Source organism: Halorubellus litoreus, from assembly GCF_037081675.1.
GTDB classification, from domain to species: Archaea; Halobacteriota; Halobacteria; order Halobacteriales; family Natrialbaceae; genus Halorubellus; species Halorubellus litoreus.
On sequence record NZ_JAZAQL010000005.1, the window covers coordinates 147,227 to 164,666 of the forward strand.

General features: G+C 68.7%; 18 protein-coding genes. 6 read left to right on the forward strand and 12 right to left on the reverse strand.

All coding sequences use genetic code 11. From position 1 onward, the window contains the following. Positions 1–36: 36 nt before the first annotated feature. Complete coding sequence (locus VYJ16_RS20035; RefSeq protein WP_336352092.1) at positions 37–675, reverse strand: DNA-3-methyladenine glycosylase family protein; 639 nt, start codon at positions 673–675, stop codon at positions 37–39. 156 nt (positions 676–831) lie between these two features. Between VYJ16_RS20035 and VYJ16_RS20040 the strand changes: the two genes are divergently transcribed. The 3 genes from VYJ16_RS20040 to VYJ16_RS20050 all read left to right on the forward strand — a co-directional run bounded on the left by VYJ16_RS20040 (position 832) and on the right by VYJ16_RS20050 (position 2,242). Continuing rightward, positions 832–1,236 carry a hypothetical protein gene (locus tag VYJ16_RS20040; RefSeq protein ID WP_336352093.1) on the forward strand — a complete coding sequence of 135 codons (405 nt, stop codon included), beginning with the start codon at positions 832–834 and terminating at the stop codon, positions 1,234–1,236. Positions 1,237–1,345: 109 nt separating this feature from the next. Continuing rightward, positions 1,346–1,753 carry a hypothetical protein gene (locus VYJ16_RS20045; RefSeq protein ID WP_336352094.1) on the forward strand — a complete coding sequence of 136 codons (408 nt, stop codon included), beginning with the start codon at positions 1,346–1,348 and terminating at the stop codon, positions 1,751–1,753. Positions 1,754–1,840: 87 nt separating this feature from the next. After that, the gene (locus tag VYJ16_RS20050) at positions 1,841–2,242 is read left to right on the forward strand and encodes a hypothetical protein (RefSeq protein ID WP_336352095.1); all 402 of its coding nucleotides are present in this window, start codon (positions 1,841–1,843) and stop codon (positions 2,240–2,242) included. 35 nt (positions 2,243–2,277) lie between these two features. Here the strand turns inward: VYJ16_RS20050 and VYJ16_RS20055 are convergent, their stop codons facing one another. From VYJ16_RS20055 to VYJ16_RS20065, 3 genes are all read right to left on the reverse strand, one after another. Then, positions 2,278–3,009, reverse strand: a complete 732-nt coding sequence (locus VYJ16_RS20055) for a class I SAM-dependent methyltransferase (protein ID WP_336352096.1) — start codon at positions 3,007–3,009, stop codon at positions 2,278–2,280. A gap of 83 nt (positions 3,010–3,092) precedes the next feature. Continuing rightward, complete coding sequence (locus tag VYJ16_RS20060; protein ID WP_336352097.1) at positions 3,093–4,805, reverse strand: sensor histidine kinase; 1,713 nt, start codon at positions 4,803–4,805, stop codon at positions 3,093–3,095. Between the two features lie 141 nt (positions 4,806–4,946). Continuing rightward, positions 4,947–6,098 carry an acyl-CoA dehydrogenase family protein gene (locus VYJ16_RS20065; protein ID WP_336352098.1) on the reverse strand — a complete coding sequence of 384 codons (1,152 nt, stop codon included), beginning with the start codon at positions 6,096–6,098 and terminating at the stop codon, positions 4,947–4,949. Positions 6,099–6,214: 116 nt separating this feature from the next. Between VYJ16_RS20065 and VYJ16_RS20070 the strand changes: the two genes are divergently transcribed. Beyond that, positions 6,215–8,200, forward strand: a complete 1,986-nt coding sequence (locus VYJ16_RS20070; protein WP_336352099.1) for a 3-hydroxyacyl-CoA dehydrogenase/enoyl-CoA hydratase family protein — start codon at positions 6,215–6,217, stop codon at positions 8,198–8,200. A gap of 27 nt (positions 8,201–8,227) precedes the next feature. On the opposite strand, the gene VYJ16_RS20075 is transcribed toward VYJ16_RS20070, so the two are convergent. The 3 genes from VYJ16_RS20075 to VYJ16_RS20085 all read right to left on the reverse strand — a co-directional run bounded on the left by VYJ16_RS20075 (position 8,228) and on the right by VYJ16_RS20085 (position 10,041). Then, positions 8,228–8,788 (reverse strand): hypothetical protein, encoded by a 561-nt coding sequence (locus VYJ16_RS20075; protein WP_336352100.1) that lies wholly within the window; start codon positions 8,786–8,788, stop codon positions 8,228–8,230. Between the two features lie 71 nt (positions 8,789–8,859). Next, entirely contained in the window at positions 8,860–9,414 is a 555-nt protein-coding gene (locus VYJ16_RS20080) for a hypothetical protein (RefSeq protein ID WP_336352101.1), read from the reverse strand. A gap of 69 nt (positions 9,415–9,483) precedes the next feature. Further along, positions 9,484–10,041: a hypothetical protein gene (locus VYJ16_RS20085; RefSeq protein ID WP_336352102.1), complete on the reverse strand. Its 558-nt coding sequence runs from the start codon at positions 10,039–10,041 to the stop codon at positions 9,484–9,486. Between the two features lie 119 nt (positions 10,042–10,160). Between VYJ16_RS20085 and VYJ16_RS20090 the strand changes: the two genes are divergently transcribed. Then, positions 10,161–10,607 carry a TIGR00725 family protein gene (locus VYJ16_RS20090; protein ID WP_336352103.1) on the forward strand — a complete coding sequence of 149 codons (447 nt, stop codon included), beginning with the start codon at positions 10,161–10,163 and terminating at the stop codon, positions 10,605–10,607. 44 nt (positions 10,608–10,651) lie between these two features. On the opposite strand, the gene VYJ16_RS20095 is transcribed toward VYJ16_RS20090, so the two are convergent. The 4 genes from VYJ16_RS20095 to VYJ16_RS20110 all read right to left on the reverse strand — a co-directional run bounded on the left by VYJ16_RS20095 (position 10,652) and on the right by VYJ16_RS20110 (position 16,150). Next, complete coding sequence (locus VYJ16_RS20095; protein WP_336352104.1) at positions 10,652–12,097, reverse strand: cytochrome P450; 1,446 nt, start codon at positions 12,095–12,097, stop codon at positions 10,652–10,654. A 116-nt stretch (positions 12,098–12,213) separates the two neighbouring features. Then, a complete protein-coding gene (locus tag VYJ16_RS20100; protein WP_336352105.1) occupies positions 12,214–12,999 on the reverse strand; it encodes a ribonuclease H-like domain-containing protein in 786 nt (261 codons plus the stop codon). Between the two features lie 106 nt (positions 13,000–13,105). Further along, the gene (locus VYJ16_RS20105) at positions 13,106–13,510 is read right to left on the reverse strand and encodes an acyl-CoA thioesterase (RefSeq protein WP_336352106.1); all 405 of its coding nucleotides are present in this window, start codon (positions 13,508–13,510) and stop codon (positions 13,106–13,108) included. A 180-nt stretch (positions 13,511–13,690) separates the two neighbouring features. Then, on the reverse strand, positions 13,691–16,150 hold the full coding sequence (locus VYJ16_RS20110; RefSeq protein WP_336352107.1) for a TrbL/VirB6 family protein: 2,460 nt from the start codon (positions 16,148–16,150) through the stop codon (positions 13,691–13,693). Between the two features lie 139 nt (positions 16,151–16,289). On the opposite strand from VYJ16_RS20110, the gene trxA reads away from it, so the two are divergent. After that, positions 16,290–16,721 (forward strand): thioredoxin, encoded by a 432-nt coding sequence (trxA, locus tag VYJ16_RS20115; RefSeq protein WP_336352108.1) that lies wholly within the window; start codon positions 16,290–16,292, stop codon positions 16,719–16,721. Between the two features lie 31 nt (positions 16,722–16,752). Here trxA and VYJ16_RS20120 read toward each other — a convergent pair whose 3' ends face one another. Then, positions 16,753–17,430 (reverse strand): DUF7504 family protein, encoded by a 678-nt coding sequence (locus tag VYJ16_RS20120; RefSeq protein ID WP_336352109.1) that lies wholly within the window; start codon positions 17,428–17,430, stop codon positions 16,753–16,755. Between the last annotated feature and the right edge of the window lie 10 nt (positions 17,431–17,440).

Consider the following 17,440-nt stretch of genomic DNA (forward strand, 5'->3'; position numbering starts at 1 on the left):
CGACGGTCGATGCGACCGGCTCGGGTGGCTTCGCGGTCAGTCCTCGACGACCTCGTCGACGCTCTCGGCGACGTCCTCGTCGACGCGCCAGAGGTAGAGGGCGGCGTAGCTCCGGTACGGCTTCCAGCGTTCGGCGCGCTCGCGCATCTCGGCGCGCGTGAGGTCGTCGCCGTCGGGGAACACGCGCTGCATGCCCTTGCGGACGCCGAGGTCGCCGACCGGAAAGACGTCCTCGCGGCCGAGCGCGAACAGGAGCTGCATGTTCGCGGTCCACTCGCCGACGCCCGTGATGGCGGTGAGTGCGTCGCGGACCGCGTCGTCGCTCTCGTCGGCGAACGACTCGACGGAGTAGCCGTGCTCTTCGAACGCGTCGGCGACCTCGTTGACGTACCGCGTCTTCTGGCGCGACAGGCCGGCGTCCCGGAGGACGTCGTCGTCGGTGGCCCGGATGCCTGCGGGGGTCACGTCGACCGCGTCGAACAGCCGTTCGCGGGTCGCGGCGGCGCTCGCCATGGACACCTGCTGGCGGAGGATGGACGTGACGAGGCGCTCGAAGAGGTCGTCGGCGGTCTCGACGTGTAACTCGCCGTGCTCGGCGACCACGGGACCGAGTATCTCGTCGTCGCGGAGGAACGCGTGCGGGTCCGTCGCTGGCGCGTCGGCGTCGTCTGTCACGCCCGATCGTACGCCGTCCGGGCGGTTAGCGTTCACGACTCCGGTGGCGACGCCGACCGTCCGCGACCCGGGCTAGACGATTTGGCCGGACTCAGACGGGCGTCGAGCGGCGTTCTGGCGGACATGGAACGAGCCGAACTCGACGTTCGGACGTCCATGACCACGGCCGTCGACGCAGCCCTCGCGTTCCTGGGCGTCGTCGCTATCGTCTTCCCAATCAGCGCGCTCGCGGACGCGGTCCTCGGTTCGCCGCTCGGTGCACGCGTCTGGTTCGTCGCCGGCGCCGCCGGTCTCGTCGGCGCGGTCGCGTTCGCGGCTCGCGACCTGTCGCTCGGCCGGCTCGCGAAGTTCATCGGCGTGACGGCCGCGAGCTCGTTCGCGTGGCTCGTCGCCGTCGCCGCCGTCATGACGCTCGCCGGCGTCGCCATCCCTGCAGGTGACCGTCGACCGTTCCTCTACGCCGGCCTGCTCGCGCTCGCCACCGCGTACGTCGGCGTCTACAGCGACGCCGTCGACGTCGACTACGAGCACGGGAGCGCGTCCTCGTTCGGCGCGTCCTGACGCGGTCGACGACGCGGCGCGGCGCCGTCGATGCTTGCCGCCGCACCCGAGAGACGCCCTCTCCCGCCCACACCGATAGCGTCAGGTATCCGAGGAGAGTAGGGTCAGTATGGAGAACACCGCCAGCGGCGTCCGGTCGTGGCTGCTCGCCACCGTCGACTTCGCGTTCGCGTTCCTCGGCGTGGCCGCGGTCGCGTACCCGACGCTCTCCCTCGTCGCTTCCCTCGTCGGCTCCCCGTTCCTCCGCGCGCTCGCCCCCATCCTCACGTTCGTCCTCGCGTTCGGCGCGAGCTATCCCTACGTCGCCGGCGACTGGTCGCTCGGCCGCCTCGGCGAGTTCCTGTTCGTCGCCGTCGCCGGGGCGCTCGCGTGGGGCGCACTCGTCGCCGGCGTCGTCCTCGCGCTCGACCTCGCCACCGACCCCGGCGACCCCGCGCCCATCGCGACCGCGTGGACGCTCGCCCTCGCCACCGCGTACGTCGTCGTCTACTGGCAGGAACGCCAGCTGTTCCGATGACACAGGCGGGTCGCCCGCGGCTCAGCCCTCCGAGGCCCGCGACCGCGGACCGAAACCCTCACGGGGGCTAGTGGCGACACCGAGAGCATGGCCGACCTCGAACAACGACTGCAGGCGTGGTTCGGTCTCGGCGTCGAGGTCGTGTACACGTTCTTCGCGTTCGTCCTCGTCTCGCTACCGTTCCTCGCGCTCGGCGACGACGCGTTCGGCGAGCCACTCGGCGCCCTCGTCGTCCCCCTCGTCCTCGGCATCGGCATCGGCGGCACCGTCGCGTTCGAACTCGGGACGTACTCGTTCGACCGCCTAGGGCACTTCGTCGTCGCCGCGTTCGCCGCCGCAATCGCGTGGGTGCTCGTCGTCTCCACGCTCGTCCTCGTCTTCGACCTCTGGCGCGCGCCCCGCGACCCGCTCCCGATGTTCGTCGCGTGGTCGCTCTCGCTCGCCACCGGGTACGTCCTCGTCTACCGCGGCGAGGACGCACTCGCCTGACGGGGTCGATTCCGCCAGTCGCTCGTTTCAGCAAGTCACTGCTTCGCGAGCGTCACCGTGTACGTGTGCTCCCAGTCGCCGTCGCCGTCGCGTAGCTTTGCGACCGTCCAGTCGGTGCCAACGACCGCGTCCCGTATCTCCGCGGCCGTGAACAGGCGGAAGAGCCACGGCCGGCCGAGATCGCCGGCGTACTCGTACTGCACGACGCGGAACGCTCGCTCGCCGGCGGGGTCCTCGCGGAACCCGATCAGGTCCCGGGTCGTCTCGTGACTCGGGTCGTAGCCGTCGAAGACGGCGGTCGCGTCCGGCGTCGTCACGTGCGCCAGATCGCCGAGGAAGGCCCGCAACCCGGGGAGCGACTTCGCGATGCCGGTCTGGGTGCCGACGCTGTACGCACCCCGGAACGCGTCGCGCTCGAAGTGCTCGCGGAGCGAGAACATGTCCGCCTGCACGACGCGCTCGACGCCACGGTCCCGGAGGACGTCCACGAGGAACTCGCTCGGCTCCACCGCCGTCACCGTCGCACGCGCCCCGTCGGCAGGCGTCGACCGGTCTTGGACCGCGAGCGCCTGCCGGCCCGCGCCCGCCCCGAGGTCGAGTACCGGCGCTTCGAGATCGGCGAGCGCGTCGCCGTCGTCCAGCGACCACGCGTCGAAGTATCCCGCGACGTCGTGCTCGACCGTCTCCTCGCCGTCGAGATACCGGAGCGGGCCGTCGTACTCGTCGTGGTACCAGTCGTGAAGCGCTCGCGCGAACACTTCGGTCATGCGAGTACCGACAGCGACCCACTCGAAAAAAGCCCGGATAGCGTGGGCAACGGTAGCATTCGACGTGATCGCTGGCGCGAACGTCAGTCGTCGTCCGCCGTCGCGACCGCCGTCTGGTCGGCAGTCGCGACGCCGAGGAACCGGAACTTCGCACCGCCCGATTCGCTCTCCTCGGGGACGACCGTCCACCCGTGGCCTTCGGCTATCTCCCGGACGATCGCCAGCCCGAAGCCCGTGCCGTCGTCGTTCGTCGTGAAGCCCTCCTCGAGGACCGAGTCGGCGTCGTCCGCGGGGAGGCCCGGTCCGTCGTCGGCCACCCAGAACGCGCGGTCGTCGACGTCGAGTACCGTCTCGTCGTCGAACCCGTCCACGCCGACGGTCACCGTCACCGCCTCGCCGGCGTGCTCGCGAGCGTTCCGGAACACGTTCTCGAACAGCCGCTGGAGGCGGTCCGCGTCCGCGAGCACCACCGCCGTCGTCGCCGCCTCGCTCGCCGCCTCCAGGGTCATCTCGGCGGTGTCGACGGTCCCCCACGCTCGCTGCGCGACCGTCCAGACACCCACCGGGTCCGGGTTCTCGACGACGTCGCCCTCGCGCGCCATCGCGAGGATGTCCTCGATGAGCGTCTCCATGCGCTCGGTCGCCGTCGCCGCCTCAGCCGCGTACTCTCGGACGGCCTCGTCGTCGGTCGTCGACTCGATGAGCTCGACGTAGCCCCCCGCGACGTTCAGCGGGTTCCGGAGGTCGTGACTGACGACGCTCGCGAACCCCTCCAGTTGGTCGTTCTTCCGCTCGAGCTCGCGCTCGCGCTCCACGCGCTCGGTGACGTCCTGCACGAGGAACAACCGTCCGACGCGCTCGTCGCCGTCGACGACGGGCGAGACGTCGACCTGATAGTGCTCGCGGCCCCGCTGCGTGTCGACGGCCACCGTCTCCGTCGTCTCCACGACGCCGTCGAACCGCGCGAACAACACCGAGTCAGGTAGATGATCGACGACCGCGTCCCCGACGACGTCAGCGTCCTCGTCCACGCCGAACAACCTGCGCGCCTGCCGGTTCACGTCCACGAGCCGGCCGTCGCGCACGACGAACATCCCTGCCGCCATCGTGTCGATGACCGTCTGGCGCGCGATCGGCGAGACGGACGCGACGTCCGCGCTCGACACCACCCAGTAGAACGCGATACCGCTCACGAGGAACGCCGGCGGCGTCGGGTCGACGGCCACGACCTCGGCGACGAACAGGACGTTCGCGGCCATCGGCACGACCGCACACGCACCGAGCACGAGACTCTGCCGTCGGAACAGGCGCTCGCGGCGACGGATGACGTCCACCATCACGGCCACGCCCACCATCGTGACGACGTACATGTACCCGACGTGCGCGAAGAACAGGACGCCGTGCCCGCCGTCGACGATGGGCGTCACCGCGCGCGACCAGTCCAGTTCCCAGAACAACTCGTGGGAGCCGTTCGTCCAGACGACGACGTTCACGAGCACCGGTTCGACCGCGAGCCCCGCGAGGAGTCGGTCGCTGACGGCGTCGACTCGGTCGCTGTACTCGAGCGCGACCAGGAGCCACGCGGTCGGAACCACCGGAATCCCGAGGTACGTCAGCTTCGTGAACGCGTACGTCACCGACGGCGAGATACCGAGGCCGTCGAAGAACGCCATCGTCGTCCACGCGAGGACGGCCACCAGCAGTAACTGGAGGAACCTGGTCAGGTCGGTGGGGTCCTCGCGACGCAGGCTGACGAGCGTCCAGACCGAGACCGCTGCAGTGCTCGCCAGCAGCAAAAGGTACCAGACTGGAGCCTTGAACAACAAGGATACTGACAACCGTTACCACTGACTTGCGCGGTCACCGGAAAACGTCTTACGGCCCACCGGACGACGAACGAGTCGGTTCGTCGCGTCAGTCGTCCGCGAACAGTCGCGTCAGTAGCCCTTGCCGAGGAGCTCGCGCGCGATGATGTTCTTCTGGATCTCGGTCGTGCCCTCGTAGATCTGCGTGATCTTCGCGTCCCGGTAGAACCGCTCGACGGGGAAGTCGTTCACGAACCCGGCGCCGCCGTGGATCTGGACGGCCTCGTTCGCGACGTCGACCGCGACGCGCGACCCGAACTCCTTGGCCATCGACGCGAGCTGCGTGATGTCCTCGCCCTGGTCGACGTTCCACGCCGCCTTGTACGTCAGCATGCGCGCCGCCTCGGTGCGCGTGTGCATATCGGCGAGCTTGTGCTGGATGGCCTGGAAGTCGCTGATGGGGCGGTCGAACTGCTCGCGTTCCTGCGCGTAGGAGAGCGCCGCCTCGCTCGCGCCCTTCGCGATACCGACGCCCTGCGCGGCGACGGCGGTACGGGTCTCGTCGAAGAACTGCATCTGCTGGAGGAAGCCCATGCCGCGGTTCCCGATGAGGTTCTCCTCGGGGACGCGCACGTCGTTCAGCATGAGTTCCGCGGTGTCGCTCGCGCGGATACCGAGCTTGCCCGTGATCTTCTCGGACTCGAACCCGTCGCGGTCGGCCTCGACGACGATCTGACTGAAGCCGTTGTAGCGGCCCTCGGCGTCCGGGTCGGTCTCGCAGAGGACGACGTAGTAGTCGCCGATGGACCCGTTCGTGATCCACATCTTGTTCCCGTTGATCACCCACTCGTCGCCGTCCTTCTCCGCCTGCGTCGAGACGGAGGAGACGTCGCTGCCGGTGTCGGGTTCGCTGATGGCGGCGCCCATGATGGCGTCACCCTTCGGGATGGGTTCGAGGAAGCGCTCCTTCTGGTCCTCGGTCCCGAACTCCATGATGGCGTCCGCGCCGAAGCTCGTCGAGGTCAGCGACAGGCCGATACCGGGGTCGACCGCGAACAGCTCTTCGGTGATGAGCGCGGACTCGAGGTTCCCGTAGTCGGCGCCGCCGTACTCGAAGGGGATGTGCGCGCCGAGCAGGCCCGCGTCCGCGGCCTTCTCGATGATGTCCCAGGGGTACTTCTCCTCGACGTCGTACTCTTGGGCGACCGGTTCGATCTCGTTCTCGGCGAATCGAGCGACCTCTTCCTTGATCTGTTTCTGCTCGTCTGAGAGCGCGAAGTCCATAGTAAACCATTAACGCATTGTTCGTTAAAAAGGTATGTACCCGCCGGTAAACTAGACAGGAGTTGGTGGGTTCGCTAAGGGAAACCTTGAAACGATTGCCAGTTGACTTCTCGTCCATGGAGTTGGAAGAAGTCAACACCGTCGCAGTTCTCGGCGCAGGTAACATGGGCCACGGCATCGCGGAGGTCGCGGCCCTCGCCGGCTACGACGTCAACATGCGGGACATCAAGGACGAGTTCGTCCAGGGCGGCTACGAGAAGATCGAGTGGTCGCTCGGCAAGCTCGCCGACAGCGAACAGATCACCGAAGCGGACGCCGACGACGCGCTCGACCGCGTCACACCCCTCGTCGACCTCGAGGAGACCGTCGCGGACGCGGACGTCGTCATCGAGGCCGTCCCCGAACGCATGGACGTCAAGGAGGACACGTGGACGGACGTCGAAGCGTACGCGCCCGACCACACCGTCTTCACGACGAACACGTCCTCGCTCTCGATCACGGACCTCTCCGAGTTCACGGAGCGCCCCGAGCGCTTCTGCGGGATGCACTTCTTCAACCCGCCGATCCGGATGGACCTCGTCGAGGTCATCTCCGGCGCACACACCGACGACTCGACGCTCGACCTCGTCGAGGACCTCGCCGAGGACTTCGGGAAGACGCCCGTCCGCGTCCGCAAGGACGTCCCCGGGTTCATCGTGAACCGCATCCTCGTCCCCCTCATGAACGAGGCCGCGTGGCTCGTCGACGAGGGCGTCGCAACCATCGAGGAGGTCGACGCGACGACGAAGTTCGACATCGGCCTCCCGATGGGGAGCTTCGAGCTCTCGGACTACGTCGGCATCGACGTCGGCTACCACGTCCTCGACTACATGCACGAGGTCGCGGGCGACCGCTACGAGCCCGCGCCGATGATGGTCGAGAAGGTCGAGAACGAGGAGTTCGGTCAGAAGTCCGGGAAGGGCTTCTACGACTACGAGGACGGCGACGGTGCCGAGGTCCCGATGGACGACGACCTCTTCAACGAGACCGTCAAGGAGCGCCTGCTCGCGGCGCTCGCGAACGAGGTCGCGTTCCTCGTCGGCGACGACGTCGCCAGCCCCGAGGAGATCGACACGGCAGTGAAACTCGGCGGGCGCTGGCCGAAGGGCCCGGCGAAGTTCTGTGACGAGTACGGCGTCGCGGCGCTCGCCGAGGCGCTCGACGACGCGCACGAGGAGAGCGGGCACCCGCGCTATGAGGCGTTCGACTACCTCGCGACCGTCGTCGAGGAAGGCGGGTTCTACGACGACGACGGCGACGACGAGGACGGCGCGGTCGACTTCGAGACGCTCGAACTCACGTACCCCGGCGACAAGGTCGCGCAGATCGAACTCAGCCGGCCCCAGCAGATGAACTCCATCAGCCTGGAGCTCATCGAGGAGCTCGACGCCGCGATCGACGTGGTCGACGAGGACGACGACGTGCGCGCGCTCCTCCTCACCGGGGCGGGCTCGAAGGCGTTCTCCGCAGGTGCGGACTTCATGAGTATCGCCGGCGGCGGCGCCGACCCCTTCGGCGCGGTCGAACTCTCGAAGTACGGCCAGGAGACGTTCGGGCGCCTCGAGGAGATCGAGATGCCGGTCGTCGCGGCCATCGACGGCTACTGTCTCGGCGGCGGGATGGAGCTCGCGACGTGCGCTGACGTCCGCGTCGCGTCCTCGCGCTCCGAGTTCGGTCAGCCCGAGTTCAACCTCGGCCTCCTCCCGGGATGGGGCGGCACGCAGCGCCTCCAGCGCATCGTCGGCATGGGGCGCGCGAAGGAGATCATCTTCACCGCCGAGCGCTTCCCCGCCGAGGAGATGGAAGGGTTCGGGTTCGTGAACGAGGTGTACGACGCCGAGTCCTTCGACGAGGAGGCGCTCGCGTACGCGGAGAAGCTCGCCGGCGGCCCGCCGCTCGCGCAGCGCTTCACGAAGCGCGCGATGCACAAGGGCTGGGACAACCACGAGGCCGGCCTGGAAGTCGAGTCGATGGGCTTCGGGCACGTCGTCGGCAGCGAGGACGTCCACGAGGGCATCAACGCGTTCTTCGGCGACGACGACCCCGAATTCGAAGGGAAGTAAGCGTCTGACCGCGGCTCCGCGAATCTCCTATTCGAGGTCGTAGTTCGATTCTCTTCTCTCGCGGCCGCTTCGGTCCTCGTAGTCGAGCGTCCAGAGTGCGAGCGCGACGCTCGCGACGGTCGGGATGCCGAGCGTGAGGACGTATCCGCCAATCGTGTAGTACACCCCGTACGCGACCCCGTTCCAGATGATGTTGAGCGTCGGTATCGTGCCCTCACCGAGGTAAGTACCGACCGTGTAGCCGATGGACAACAGCGGGCCGACAGTCAGCCAGGATAGCGACCCGATGCCGAGTCCGGTCCAGAGCGCGTTCCGTCGCGAGACTGCCCCGGCATCGGGAATCCGAACCCACCAGAGCGCCCAGGCCCACGCGGCGGCGTTCACGACGACGAGCATAACCCAGAGCACGCCGATGGGTTCCATCATCACGAGTGCCGGGATGCCGACCAGTAGGGCAGTGAACACGAATGCGAACGCGCCGTACACCCTGGCAGCCGTTCTTGGATCCCGCGCGTTCGACGCGACCCACTCGGGGCGGTCCGGGACGCGTCGCGCCACGAAACCAGGGACGAGGTTCTCGACGCGCATACGGCTCTGACGTGCACGGCCCGGTCACAAAAGCGACCGGGTAGGGAACCGTCTGCCCCGAGTGCGCCGCGTCACTGGAACTGATACGTCGATTCGCGTTTCTCGCGGCCACTCTGCTCCTCGTGGTCGAGCGTCCAGAGTGCCAGGGCGACGCTCGCGACGGTGGGGATGCCGAGCGTGGCCACGAACCCGCCGATCGAGTAGACCGTCCCGCCCGCGAGGACGTTCGAGAGGGTGGGTGCTCTCGCCGCGCCGGTGAGCGCCGAGTACCCGGTCTGCGTGGCGAAGACGAGTGGGCCGACGGTGAGCCAGGAGAGCGTGCCGATGGCCGTCCCCACGGCGACGGTTCGGCGACGCGAGAGCGCTCCCGAGTCGGGGACGAACGCGTGCCAGAGGACCCACGTCCACGCCACCGCGTTCGCGACGACGACCGGCACGAACACGAGCGTCCCGGGGTGCACGACGACGAACGCGGCGATCGCGAAGAACAGCGTCGAGAACGCGAACGCGAACGTCCCGTAGACGCGAGCGGCGACGCGGGGGGTGCGCGGATTCGCTGCGACCCACTCGGGTCGCTCCGGGAGTCGTCGCTCGACGAAGCCCGTGAGCAGGTCCTCGACGCCCATATCGCTCGAGAGTTCACGGTGCTGTGACAAAAGTCCGGGGGCGCTCGGTCGCGAGCCGGGAGGCGTCGGTCACTGGAACTGGTAGTCCGACTTCCGTCGCTCCAGGTCGCCGCGTTCCTCGTCGTCGAGCATCCAGAGCGCGAGCCCGAGGCTCGCGACGGTCGGGATGCCGAGCGTGAACACGAATCCCCAGATGGAGAAGAACAGCCCCATGCCGAGCGTCATGCCGAGGGCGTTCCCGAGGGCGAGGGATTCTCCACCGAGGACCCTGGCCGCAAGGCCGGCGGTGGAGATGAGCGGGCCGACGGTCAGCCAGGAGAATGTTCCGATGGCGAGGCCGGTCGTGAGCGTGGTTCGTCTCGATACCTCGCCGTCCCCTGGGATGCGCAGCGACCAGAGTAACCACGTCCACCCCACGGCGTTCGCGACCACGAGCGGGACGTACGCGAGTGCGAGCGGGTTCCCGACGGCGAAGACGAGGAAGAACAGCGTGGAGAACCCGAACGCGAAGTATCCGTAGACCCTCGCAGCGGTTCGTGGGTCGCGCTGGTTCTCCTCGACCCACTCGGGGCGCCGGGGGACGCGCCTCGCGACGAATCCCGGCACGAGGTCCTCGATGCGAACCATAGACGAGTCCTCACAGCGCCGTGACAAAGCGATTCCGACGCGTGCTCTCGCTCGCGACCCCGGCCCTGGAGTCGGTTGCGACCGGTAGATTCGTACAGTTCCCGGCCGGCGACTCCCGTATGCGAGTGAGCGTCATCGGCGGCGGGAACGCGGGCGAGGCGGACCTGAAGCGAGCGCGCGAGGTCGGTCGATTGGTCGCCGAAGCCGGACACGACCTCGTCTGTGGCGGCCGCGGCGGCGTGATGGCCGCAGCGTGCGCCGGCGCGAAGGAAGCGGGTGGGACGACGATAGGAATCCTCCCCGGCGAGGACCGTGGGGGCGCGAACGAACACGTCGACGTCGCGATCGCGACCGGCCTCGGGCACGCACGGAACGCGCTCGTCCCGCTGAACGGCGACGCCGTAATCGCAATCGAGGGTGGGCACGGGACGCTCAGCGAACTCGGGTACGCGGGCATCTACGACCGCCCGGTCGCCGGCCTCGGCACGCACGACGTCGACGGCGTCTATGCGGCGGACTCGCCCCGGGACGCCGTCGCGTACGTCACGGACGCGCTCGGAGAGTGAGCGCTCCCGGCGCCGTGTACGTGCGCGAGCAAGGCACCCGAGACTCAGGTCGTGCGCTCGGTGAAGTAGAGGTGGACGGGACGGTCGGGCTGGAGCGTCGCGGTGAACCGCACGCCGACGTCCTCGGTCTTCGGCGTGACGTCGAACCGCGAGAGCAGCGTCGCGAGCACGAGCTTCGCCTCCAGGGTCGCGAACCGATTCCCGATGCACGAGCGCGGCCCGCCACCGAAGGGATAGTGCGCGTACTCCGGGAGCGCCTCGCGCATCTCTGGCGTCCACCGGTCCGGGACGAACGACTCCGGGTCGTCGTACCAGCGCTCGTCGCGGTGGACGACCCACTGGGGCGTCGTGACCGTCGTCCCCGCCGGAACCTCGAACGGCCCGACGTCGACGTCCCGCTTCGCTTCGCGGAACAGGTTGTACGCCGGCGGATACAGTCGCGTGGTCTCGTCGACGACCGCGTCGAGGTACGGCAGGTCGGCGACCGCGTCGGCGGTCGGGCGACCACCGGGGGCGTCCGCGAGCGCGTCGTCTAGCTCCCGCTGGAGTTCCGCCTGCGCGCCGGGATTCCGCGCGAGCGACCGGAGCGCCCACGTCAGGAGGAGCGCGGTCGTCTCGTGGCCCGCGAACACGAACGTCACCAGGTGGTCCTGGAGGCGCTCGCGGCTCATCGTCGCCCCGTCGTCGTACTCCGCGTCGACGAGCATCGAGAGCAGGTCGTCGCCGTCCGCGTCGTCGCTCGCGCGACGCTCGGCGACCATCTCCGACATCGCGTCCTTCAGGCCACGCATCGCGTTCAGGAACCGTCGGTTCGACGGCGTCGGCACCCACACCGGGAGGTACGCGCTCGGGTTCGTCGGCTCGACGCGAGAGAGGATGGCGTCGGCCGCGTCCCGGATGACCGCCCCGCGCCCGGAGAGGTCCGTGCCGAACATCGTCCGCGCGATGATGCGGAGCGTCACCTCCTTCGTCGCCGCGTCCACGCGCACCGACTCCGCGTCGGCCCACTCGTCGGCCGCACGCTCCGCTTCCTCGACCATCGTGTCGGCGTACGCCTCCACGCGCTCCCGGTAGAACGCCGGCTGGACGAGCGACCGGTCCCGCGCCCACTCCTCGCCCTCGCTCGCCACCAGTCCCTTCTCCCCGAACCCCTCGAACGCTCGCGACACGACGTGTCCCTTCCGGTACTTCGGGGCGTCCTCGACGAGCACCTGCTGGACGTACTCGGGGTGCGTGAGCATCACTGCCGGCGTCCGGTTCACGCGGTACGCGACGACGTCCGCGTCGTACCCGTACCCGAGGTCCTCGTAGAACCCGTGCGGGTCCCGTATCAGTTCGAGGACTTTCCCGACGCCCGGGAGGCCGTCGGCGTGCGGCGGCGTCGACCGCTCGCCCCGCATCGCGGCCCGGTCGACCGGCCTGTACGCCGCCCCGCCGTCGCCCCCGGTGCCGTCCGGCCGCTCGTCGTCGGCAGTCGCAGGTGCGCTCATACTCACAGGTCCTCGCGGCTCGGGCAAGTCGATTCCGTCGAGATGACTAGTTCACTTATGAACGAAGTCGGGATTCCGGTCGCCGACGTCGAGTCCTCGAGGAAGGGGCGTCGAGTCTACTTCCAGTCGTCGTCGAACCCGGCGGCGTCGCTAGGGAGGACGTGGTCGTCGAGGCGGCGAACGACTTCGTCGGCGAGCGTCTGGAGGTTCCTGGTGTCGTCGCGGTTGTACTCGACGAGGGTCTCGAGCGCGCGGTCGTCGCCGTCCTGGTACTCGTACCAGAGGCGGACCGCGTCCTGCCCGGAGATGTCCGGCTGGTCGCGCTCCAGTCCGATGTCCTGCTCGATGCGCTTCAGGCCGCCCGAGAGCCCGATGCGCTTGCAGGGATACATCAGGTCGATGTGGGGGACGTCCGGCGTCACGCCGAGTTCGGTCTCGAGGAACGGGACGTCGAACCGCGCGCCGTTGAACGACGACACCAACGCGGCGTCCTGGAACTGCTCGCGGACGCGCTCGGCGGTGAGGTCCTGGCCGCGAACGAGCGTCGTCGTCTCACCGCCCTTGTGGAACGACACCGTCGTCACGTCGTTCCGATGCTCGTCCAGGCCCGTCGTCTCGATGTCGAAGAACAGGGTCTCGTCGCGGAAGTTCTCGTACAACCGCCACCGTTCCCCGCTCGGGAGCGCGTCCCCGAAGAACCGCGAGTCGCCGTCGTCCAGGCGCTCGCGAGCGTCCGCGAGGAACTCCTCGATGCGCGCCGCGGTCGTCGACCCGATACCGGACGTCGACCGCGCCGCCGCCCGGTCGAAGTCGTCCCAGTGCGTGATGCCCGACCGCCAGAGGTTCCGTTCCGACTTCTCGCCCACGCCCCGCACGCCGATGAAACTGTTCTCCAGTCGCACGACACACCGTTCGTCGGGCGGCGCCTAAACCTCTCGCTTCGACCGCGCGAGAACCACCGATGCCACCGCCCGCGACGTCACCGGCGCGGCGCCACCGGCTGCGCGTTCAGTTCAGGCCCTCGAACTCGCGGAGCGTCTGGCGCCACTCCTCGGGTATCTCCACGGACTCCTGCGTCTCGCCGTCGTACGCCACCTGCACCGTCGACGCCTCCGCCGCCAGGTCGCCGCTCGCGTACACCTCGTACTCGAACGTCACGCTCTTCGTGCCGACGTCCACGACCTCGATCTCGACGGTCACGAACCCGTCCTCGAGCGTCACCGGTCGGCGATAATCGATCTCGAGGTTCGCGAGCACCGCCTCGATGGCGCCCGTGTCACCGAGGACGTCCGGGAGGTACTGGACGCGCGCCTCCTCCAGGTACGTCGCGTATATCGCGTTGTTCACGTGTCCGAGCGCGTCCACGTCCTGATACCGTACCGCCACGTCCACCGCGTACACGTCGTCCGTCATGCGCAACGGTCAGCCCACGACGACCCTCCGTCTTTCGGTCTCGACAAGGCACGGTCGGACGGTCGCCCGCACGTCCGTGCACGCCACGGGTCAGTCGTCGTGCTGGTGGTCGCCGTGCCGTCAGTCGCCGTGCTGGTGGTCGCCGTGCTGGTGGTCGCCGTGCCGTCAGTCGTCGTGCTGTCAGTCGTCGTCCTTGGAGAGGTAGAGCGTGCGGTCGATTATCTGGACGGTCGCGTCCGCCCACGCGTCCACCGCCGGGCCGTCCGCGGCGGGAATCTCGAGGACGACCGAGTCCTCGTTCACGGACAACTCGGCGTGCGTGGTGTCGTCGCGGTCGAGGTAGTTCCGTAACTGGTAGGTCAGGAGTCGTTCGCGCGCACCGCCGAGGTCGATCGGTTCCTCGGACGTGAACGAGAGCGTCGCGGTCTCGGAGTCCGCGTCCGCGGTCACGTCGAACGACGACCCGGAGAGCGGGAACGTGTACGACTCGCCGTCGAGCTCGTCGACGGCCGCGTCGAGGTCCGCGTCGGAGACGTCGGGCGTCATGCTCGTCCCCCCGACCTCCTGGGTGAGCGTATCCAGTTCGCGGTTCACGAGGTCCGCGATACCGCCGTCGTCCGCGTCGCCGGTCGCGTCGTCCGCTTCGCGGTCCGCTCCGCCGGGCGCGCCGTCGGTTTCGCTGCCGCCGTCGGATTCGTCGTCGGTCTCCTCGCGTCGCTCCGCGAGCGCGTCCTCGACCGCGTCGACGTTCGAAACGTCCTCGTCGCGGCGGTCGTCCAGGTCGTGGACGGCCGCGGCCGCGAGTGCGTCCAGCATCTCCTCGGCGGGCATCCCGCTGCCCTTCACGCCAGGCGTCGCCGCCGCCTCCTGCTGGAGCGACGCGTAGTCGAGCGACCCATCCTCGTCCTCGTGTCGCTCACGGATCCGTGCTTTCGCCGCCGACAGGTCCGCGACGACCGCGTCGGCGTCGTCGCCCGCACCAGCGGCGGGGTCCGCGCCGCCGCTTTCAGGGTCGTCCGCAGCCGCGTCGACGTCCGCCTCGTCGAGCCCGGTCCCGTCGACGTCGTCGTCGGTGGTGTCGTCTTCGGTGGTGTCGACGTCGACGGTGTCCTCGCCAGGGCCGTCTCCACCGGTGTCGTCGCCGGGGGCATCGACCGGGTCGGACGGCATCGTCTCCACGTCCACGACCTCCGTGCCCGGGTCCGCGGTCGCGTCGGTCGTCTCGGCGCTCGGTTCGGGCTCGTCGACGACCGAGTTCCCGTCATCGTCCCGGGTACCGTCCGCTCCCGTGCCGGACGCGTCTGGTGCGTCGGGTGCGTTCTCGTCGGCTTCGGTGTCGGTGGACGTCGGCTGGAAGCGCGACCCGAGGTCGTCGAGGCCGACCGTCGGTTCGCCGTCGCCGTCCTCGTCCCCGAAGGCTGACACGGGGTCGACGTACGCGTTCCGTACGTCGTCCGATCCGAGTCGCTCGTCCACGGTCGTCTCGTCGTCCGATCCGAGTCGCTCGTCCACGGTCGTCTCCCCAGCGGCCGCGTCCGAAGCAGTGGGTGCGTCTTCGACGTCCGTGCGCGCAGTCCGTGGCACGTTCATCGTGACGTCGTACCACGCCGAATCGCCGCTTCCGTCCGACGCGAACCGACCGACGTTCCGGGTCGCCGCATCGACCGACGGACCGCTCTCGTCAGTCGGACCGCTCTCGTCAGTCGGACCGCTCTCGTCAGTCGGACCGCTCTCGTCACCGCCGGCCGCCGGTTCCTCGACGGCACCAGCAGCCGTCGGACCAGCTCCAGCCGTCACGTCGGTGCTTCCGTTGGAGTCACTGTCGTCGCCGTCGCCGGTACTGTCGACGTCGCTGGGACGGTCGTCTGCGTCGGTCGGTTCCCCCTCGCCGGTGCGCGCGTCTCCCTCCGACGGCGCCGCGTCAGCCGGTGCAGCGCCCGGACGCGAGCGACCCGAATCGACGCCGACACCCGCGGCCGCCGGCTCCCCGTCCGCGGGCGCATCGGGCGACGTGCCGGCGGTCGCAGCGGTCGGAGCCATGCCGACCCGACGACGACCATCCGCGGGGGTCTCAGGTTCGTGGAGCCCGCTACCGGCCGTCGGATTCACGCTCGTCGTCCCGCCGGCAGCAGCATTCACGCCAGCAGCGTGCGCCCGAACCCGCCCGGGTCGAACGTCACCCGGTTCGCCGTTCCCAGGTGACGCCGAGACGCCTCCACCGACCACGTTAGTCCCCTGCACGTTCGTCGCCCCTCCAGAGAACGCCTCGCGCCCTGCCGCCACTCCAGAAACGCCCTCTCCGCCCGCTGACGCACCGGAAACGCCCTCTCGACCCGCTGCCGCTCCAGAAACGCCCTCTCGGCCCGTCGACGTTCCGCCACCCATCCGGTCGTAGATGCGGGTGAGGGTCCCGTTGATGCTCGCCAGGTCCGAGTCCACGTCGTCCTCGAGGTAGTCTATCTTCTCCGCGACGTCCCGCAGTGCGAGCGCGATGTCCCAGAGGACGACCACCATCAGGAACAACAGCATGAGGAGTATCGTCCCGGCGACACCGGCGAGGAACTGCGCGCTGATCTCAACCTGGAGCGGGACGGCCGCGGCCAGGACGGTCGCGAGGGGAACGACGACCTCAGGGGTCATGATTACCGGTCGTACGACGCCGTTCGTTAAAGAACGTCGTCCGAAATCGAGATTCGATACGCGCGCCCGAACAGCGGTTGTGCACCAACCCAACACATCTGTGGTGGTTTTAGGTACGTGGAGCGGGTAGGATGCGTCGATGACAGAGACAGACGAACGCGACGCGATTCGAGAACAGAAACGACAGGAACTCCAGGAGAAGCTGAGCGATGGCGGGGCCGTAAGCGAGAGCGGCGACGACGCACAGGGCCGTCCGTCCGGCCCGGTCCACGTCGAGGGCGCCGACCACCTCGAGGAGGTGACGGACGCCCACGACGTCGTCCTCGTCGACTTCTACGCGGACTGGTGCGGGCCGTGCAAGATGGTGGAGCCGGTCGTCGAAGCGCTCCACGACGACGGCACCGCCGTCGTCGCCAAGGTCGACATCGACGAACACCAGGCACTCGCCCAACGCCAGAACGTCCGCGGCGTCCCCACCATGCTCCTCTACGTCGACGGCACGCCGGTCGAACGCGTCGTCGGCGCCAAGGACAAAGCGAGCCTCGAAGCCCTCGTCGCACAACACGCCTGACCTCGACGAGAGCCAGAGCGAGAGACGGACGTCAGAGCGAGATCCAGCCCGTGTCCGTGCCGCGGTCACGGAGGTCCCATCGCTGCTCGAGACCGTCCTCGCCGTCCCGGACCTCGACGATCGCGTCGAACAGCGGCTCCAACAGGTGAACGTAGTCGCTGTCCCGGGCGAGCGGCAGATGGAAGTGCCCCATCCCGTCGACCTCGCGGACGCGAGACGTCACCATATGCAAGAGGCGGAACACGTTCTCGGACTTGTGGTCGCGGAGCAACGGCGTCACGGAGTCGAAACACAGGCGTAGTTCCGCCGGCGCGAGGTCGAACTCGTCGTCGTACGCCGCGACAGCGTCGATTATCTCCGCACCCAGGGACGCCAACAACTGGTTGCCGACGACCGTCCGCTCGATGGACTCCGGAACGCCGTCGTGCACGCCCGTCCCGTCGTCCGTCGATTGCGTGACGATGCACGCCGAATCCTCCATCGTTGGCGCCGTCGCCGTGAACCCACAGGACTCGTTCCCAGCGGTGTAGACGTAGACGCGACGGCGAGGCTGCTCGCCGTCACCGAGCAATCGCTCGCAGGCGGCGTGATGTGCTGTCCCGCTCGTCTGCCCGACGAGCAGGATGTTGCTTCCCTCCTGTTTCAGACTCGACAGCGTCTGCGCGAACGCAGTACTGTCGGGTACGCCCCCGCCGTGGTCGGTCCGCATTCTTGCGGAA

Bases quoted from the DNA above. Each gene is read 5' to 3' on its own strand.
- VYJ16_RS20040 (WP_336352093.1), top strand. From the start codon at position 832: ATGACCACGGCCGTCGACGCAGCCCTCGCGTTCCTGGGCGTCGTCGCT.
- VYJ16_RS20095 (WP_336352104.1), bottom strand. From the start codon at position 12,097: ATGAGCGCACCTGCGACTGCCGACGACGAGCGGCCGGACGGCACCGGG.
- VYJ16_RS20105 (WP_336352106.1), bottom strand. From the start codon at position 13,510: ATGACGGACGACGTGTACGCGGTGGACGTGGCGGTACGGTATCAGGAC.
- VYJ16_RS20075 (WP_336352100.1), bottom strand. From the start codon at position 8,788: ATGCGCGTCGAGAACCTCGTCCCTGGTTTCGTGGCGCGACGCGTCCCG.
- VYJ16_RS20050 (WP_336352095.1), top strand. From the start codon at position 1,841: ATGGCCGACCTCGAACAACGACTGCAGGCGTGGTTCGGTCTCGGCGTC.
- VYJ16_RS20090 (WP_336352103.1), top strand. From the start codon at position 10,161: ATGCGAGTGAGCGTCATCGGCGGCGGGAACGCGGGCGAGGCGGACCTG.
- VYJ16_RS20070 (WP_336352099.1), top strand. From the start codon at position 6,215: ATGGAGTTGGAAGAAGTCAACACCGTCGCAGTTCTCGGCGCAGGTAAC.
- trxA (WP_336352108.1), top strand. From the start codon at position 16,290: ATGACAGAGACAGACGAACGCGACGCGATTCGAGAACAGAAACGACAG.
- VYJ16_RS20120 (WP_336352109.1), bottom strand. From the start codon at position 17,430: ATGCGGACCGACCACGGCGGGGGCGTACCCGACAGTACTGCGTTCGCG.
- VYJ16_RS20065 (WP_336352098.1), bottom strand. From the start codon at position 6,098: ATGGACTTCGCGCTCTCAGACGAGCAGAAACAGATCAAGGAAGAGGTC.
- VYJ16_RS20110 (WP_336352107.1), bottom strand. From the start codon at position 16,150: ATGACCCCTGAGGTCGTCGTTCCCCTCGCGACCGTCCTGGCCGCGGCC.
- VYJ16_RS20055 (WP_336352096.1), bottom strand. From the start codon at position 3,009: ATGACCGAAGTGTTCGCGCGAGCGCTTCACGACTGGTACCACGACGAG.
- VYJ16_RS20085 (WP_336352102.1), bottom strand. From the start codon at position 10,041: ATGGTTCGCATCGAGGACCTCGTGCCGGGATTCGTCGCGAGGCGCGTC.
- VYJ16_RS20045 (WP_336352094.1), top strand. From the start codon at position 1,346: ATGGAGAACACCGCCAGCGGCGTCCGGTCGTGGCTGCTCGCCACCGTC.
- VYJ16_RS20080 (WP_336352101.1), bottom strand. From the start codon at position 9,414: ATGGGCGTCGAGGACCTGCTCACGGGCTTCGTCGAGCGACGACTCCCG.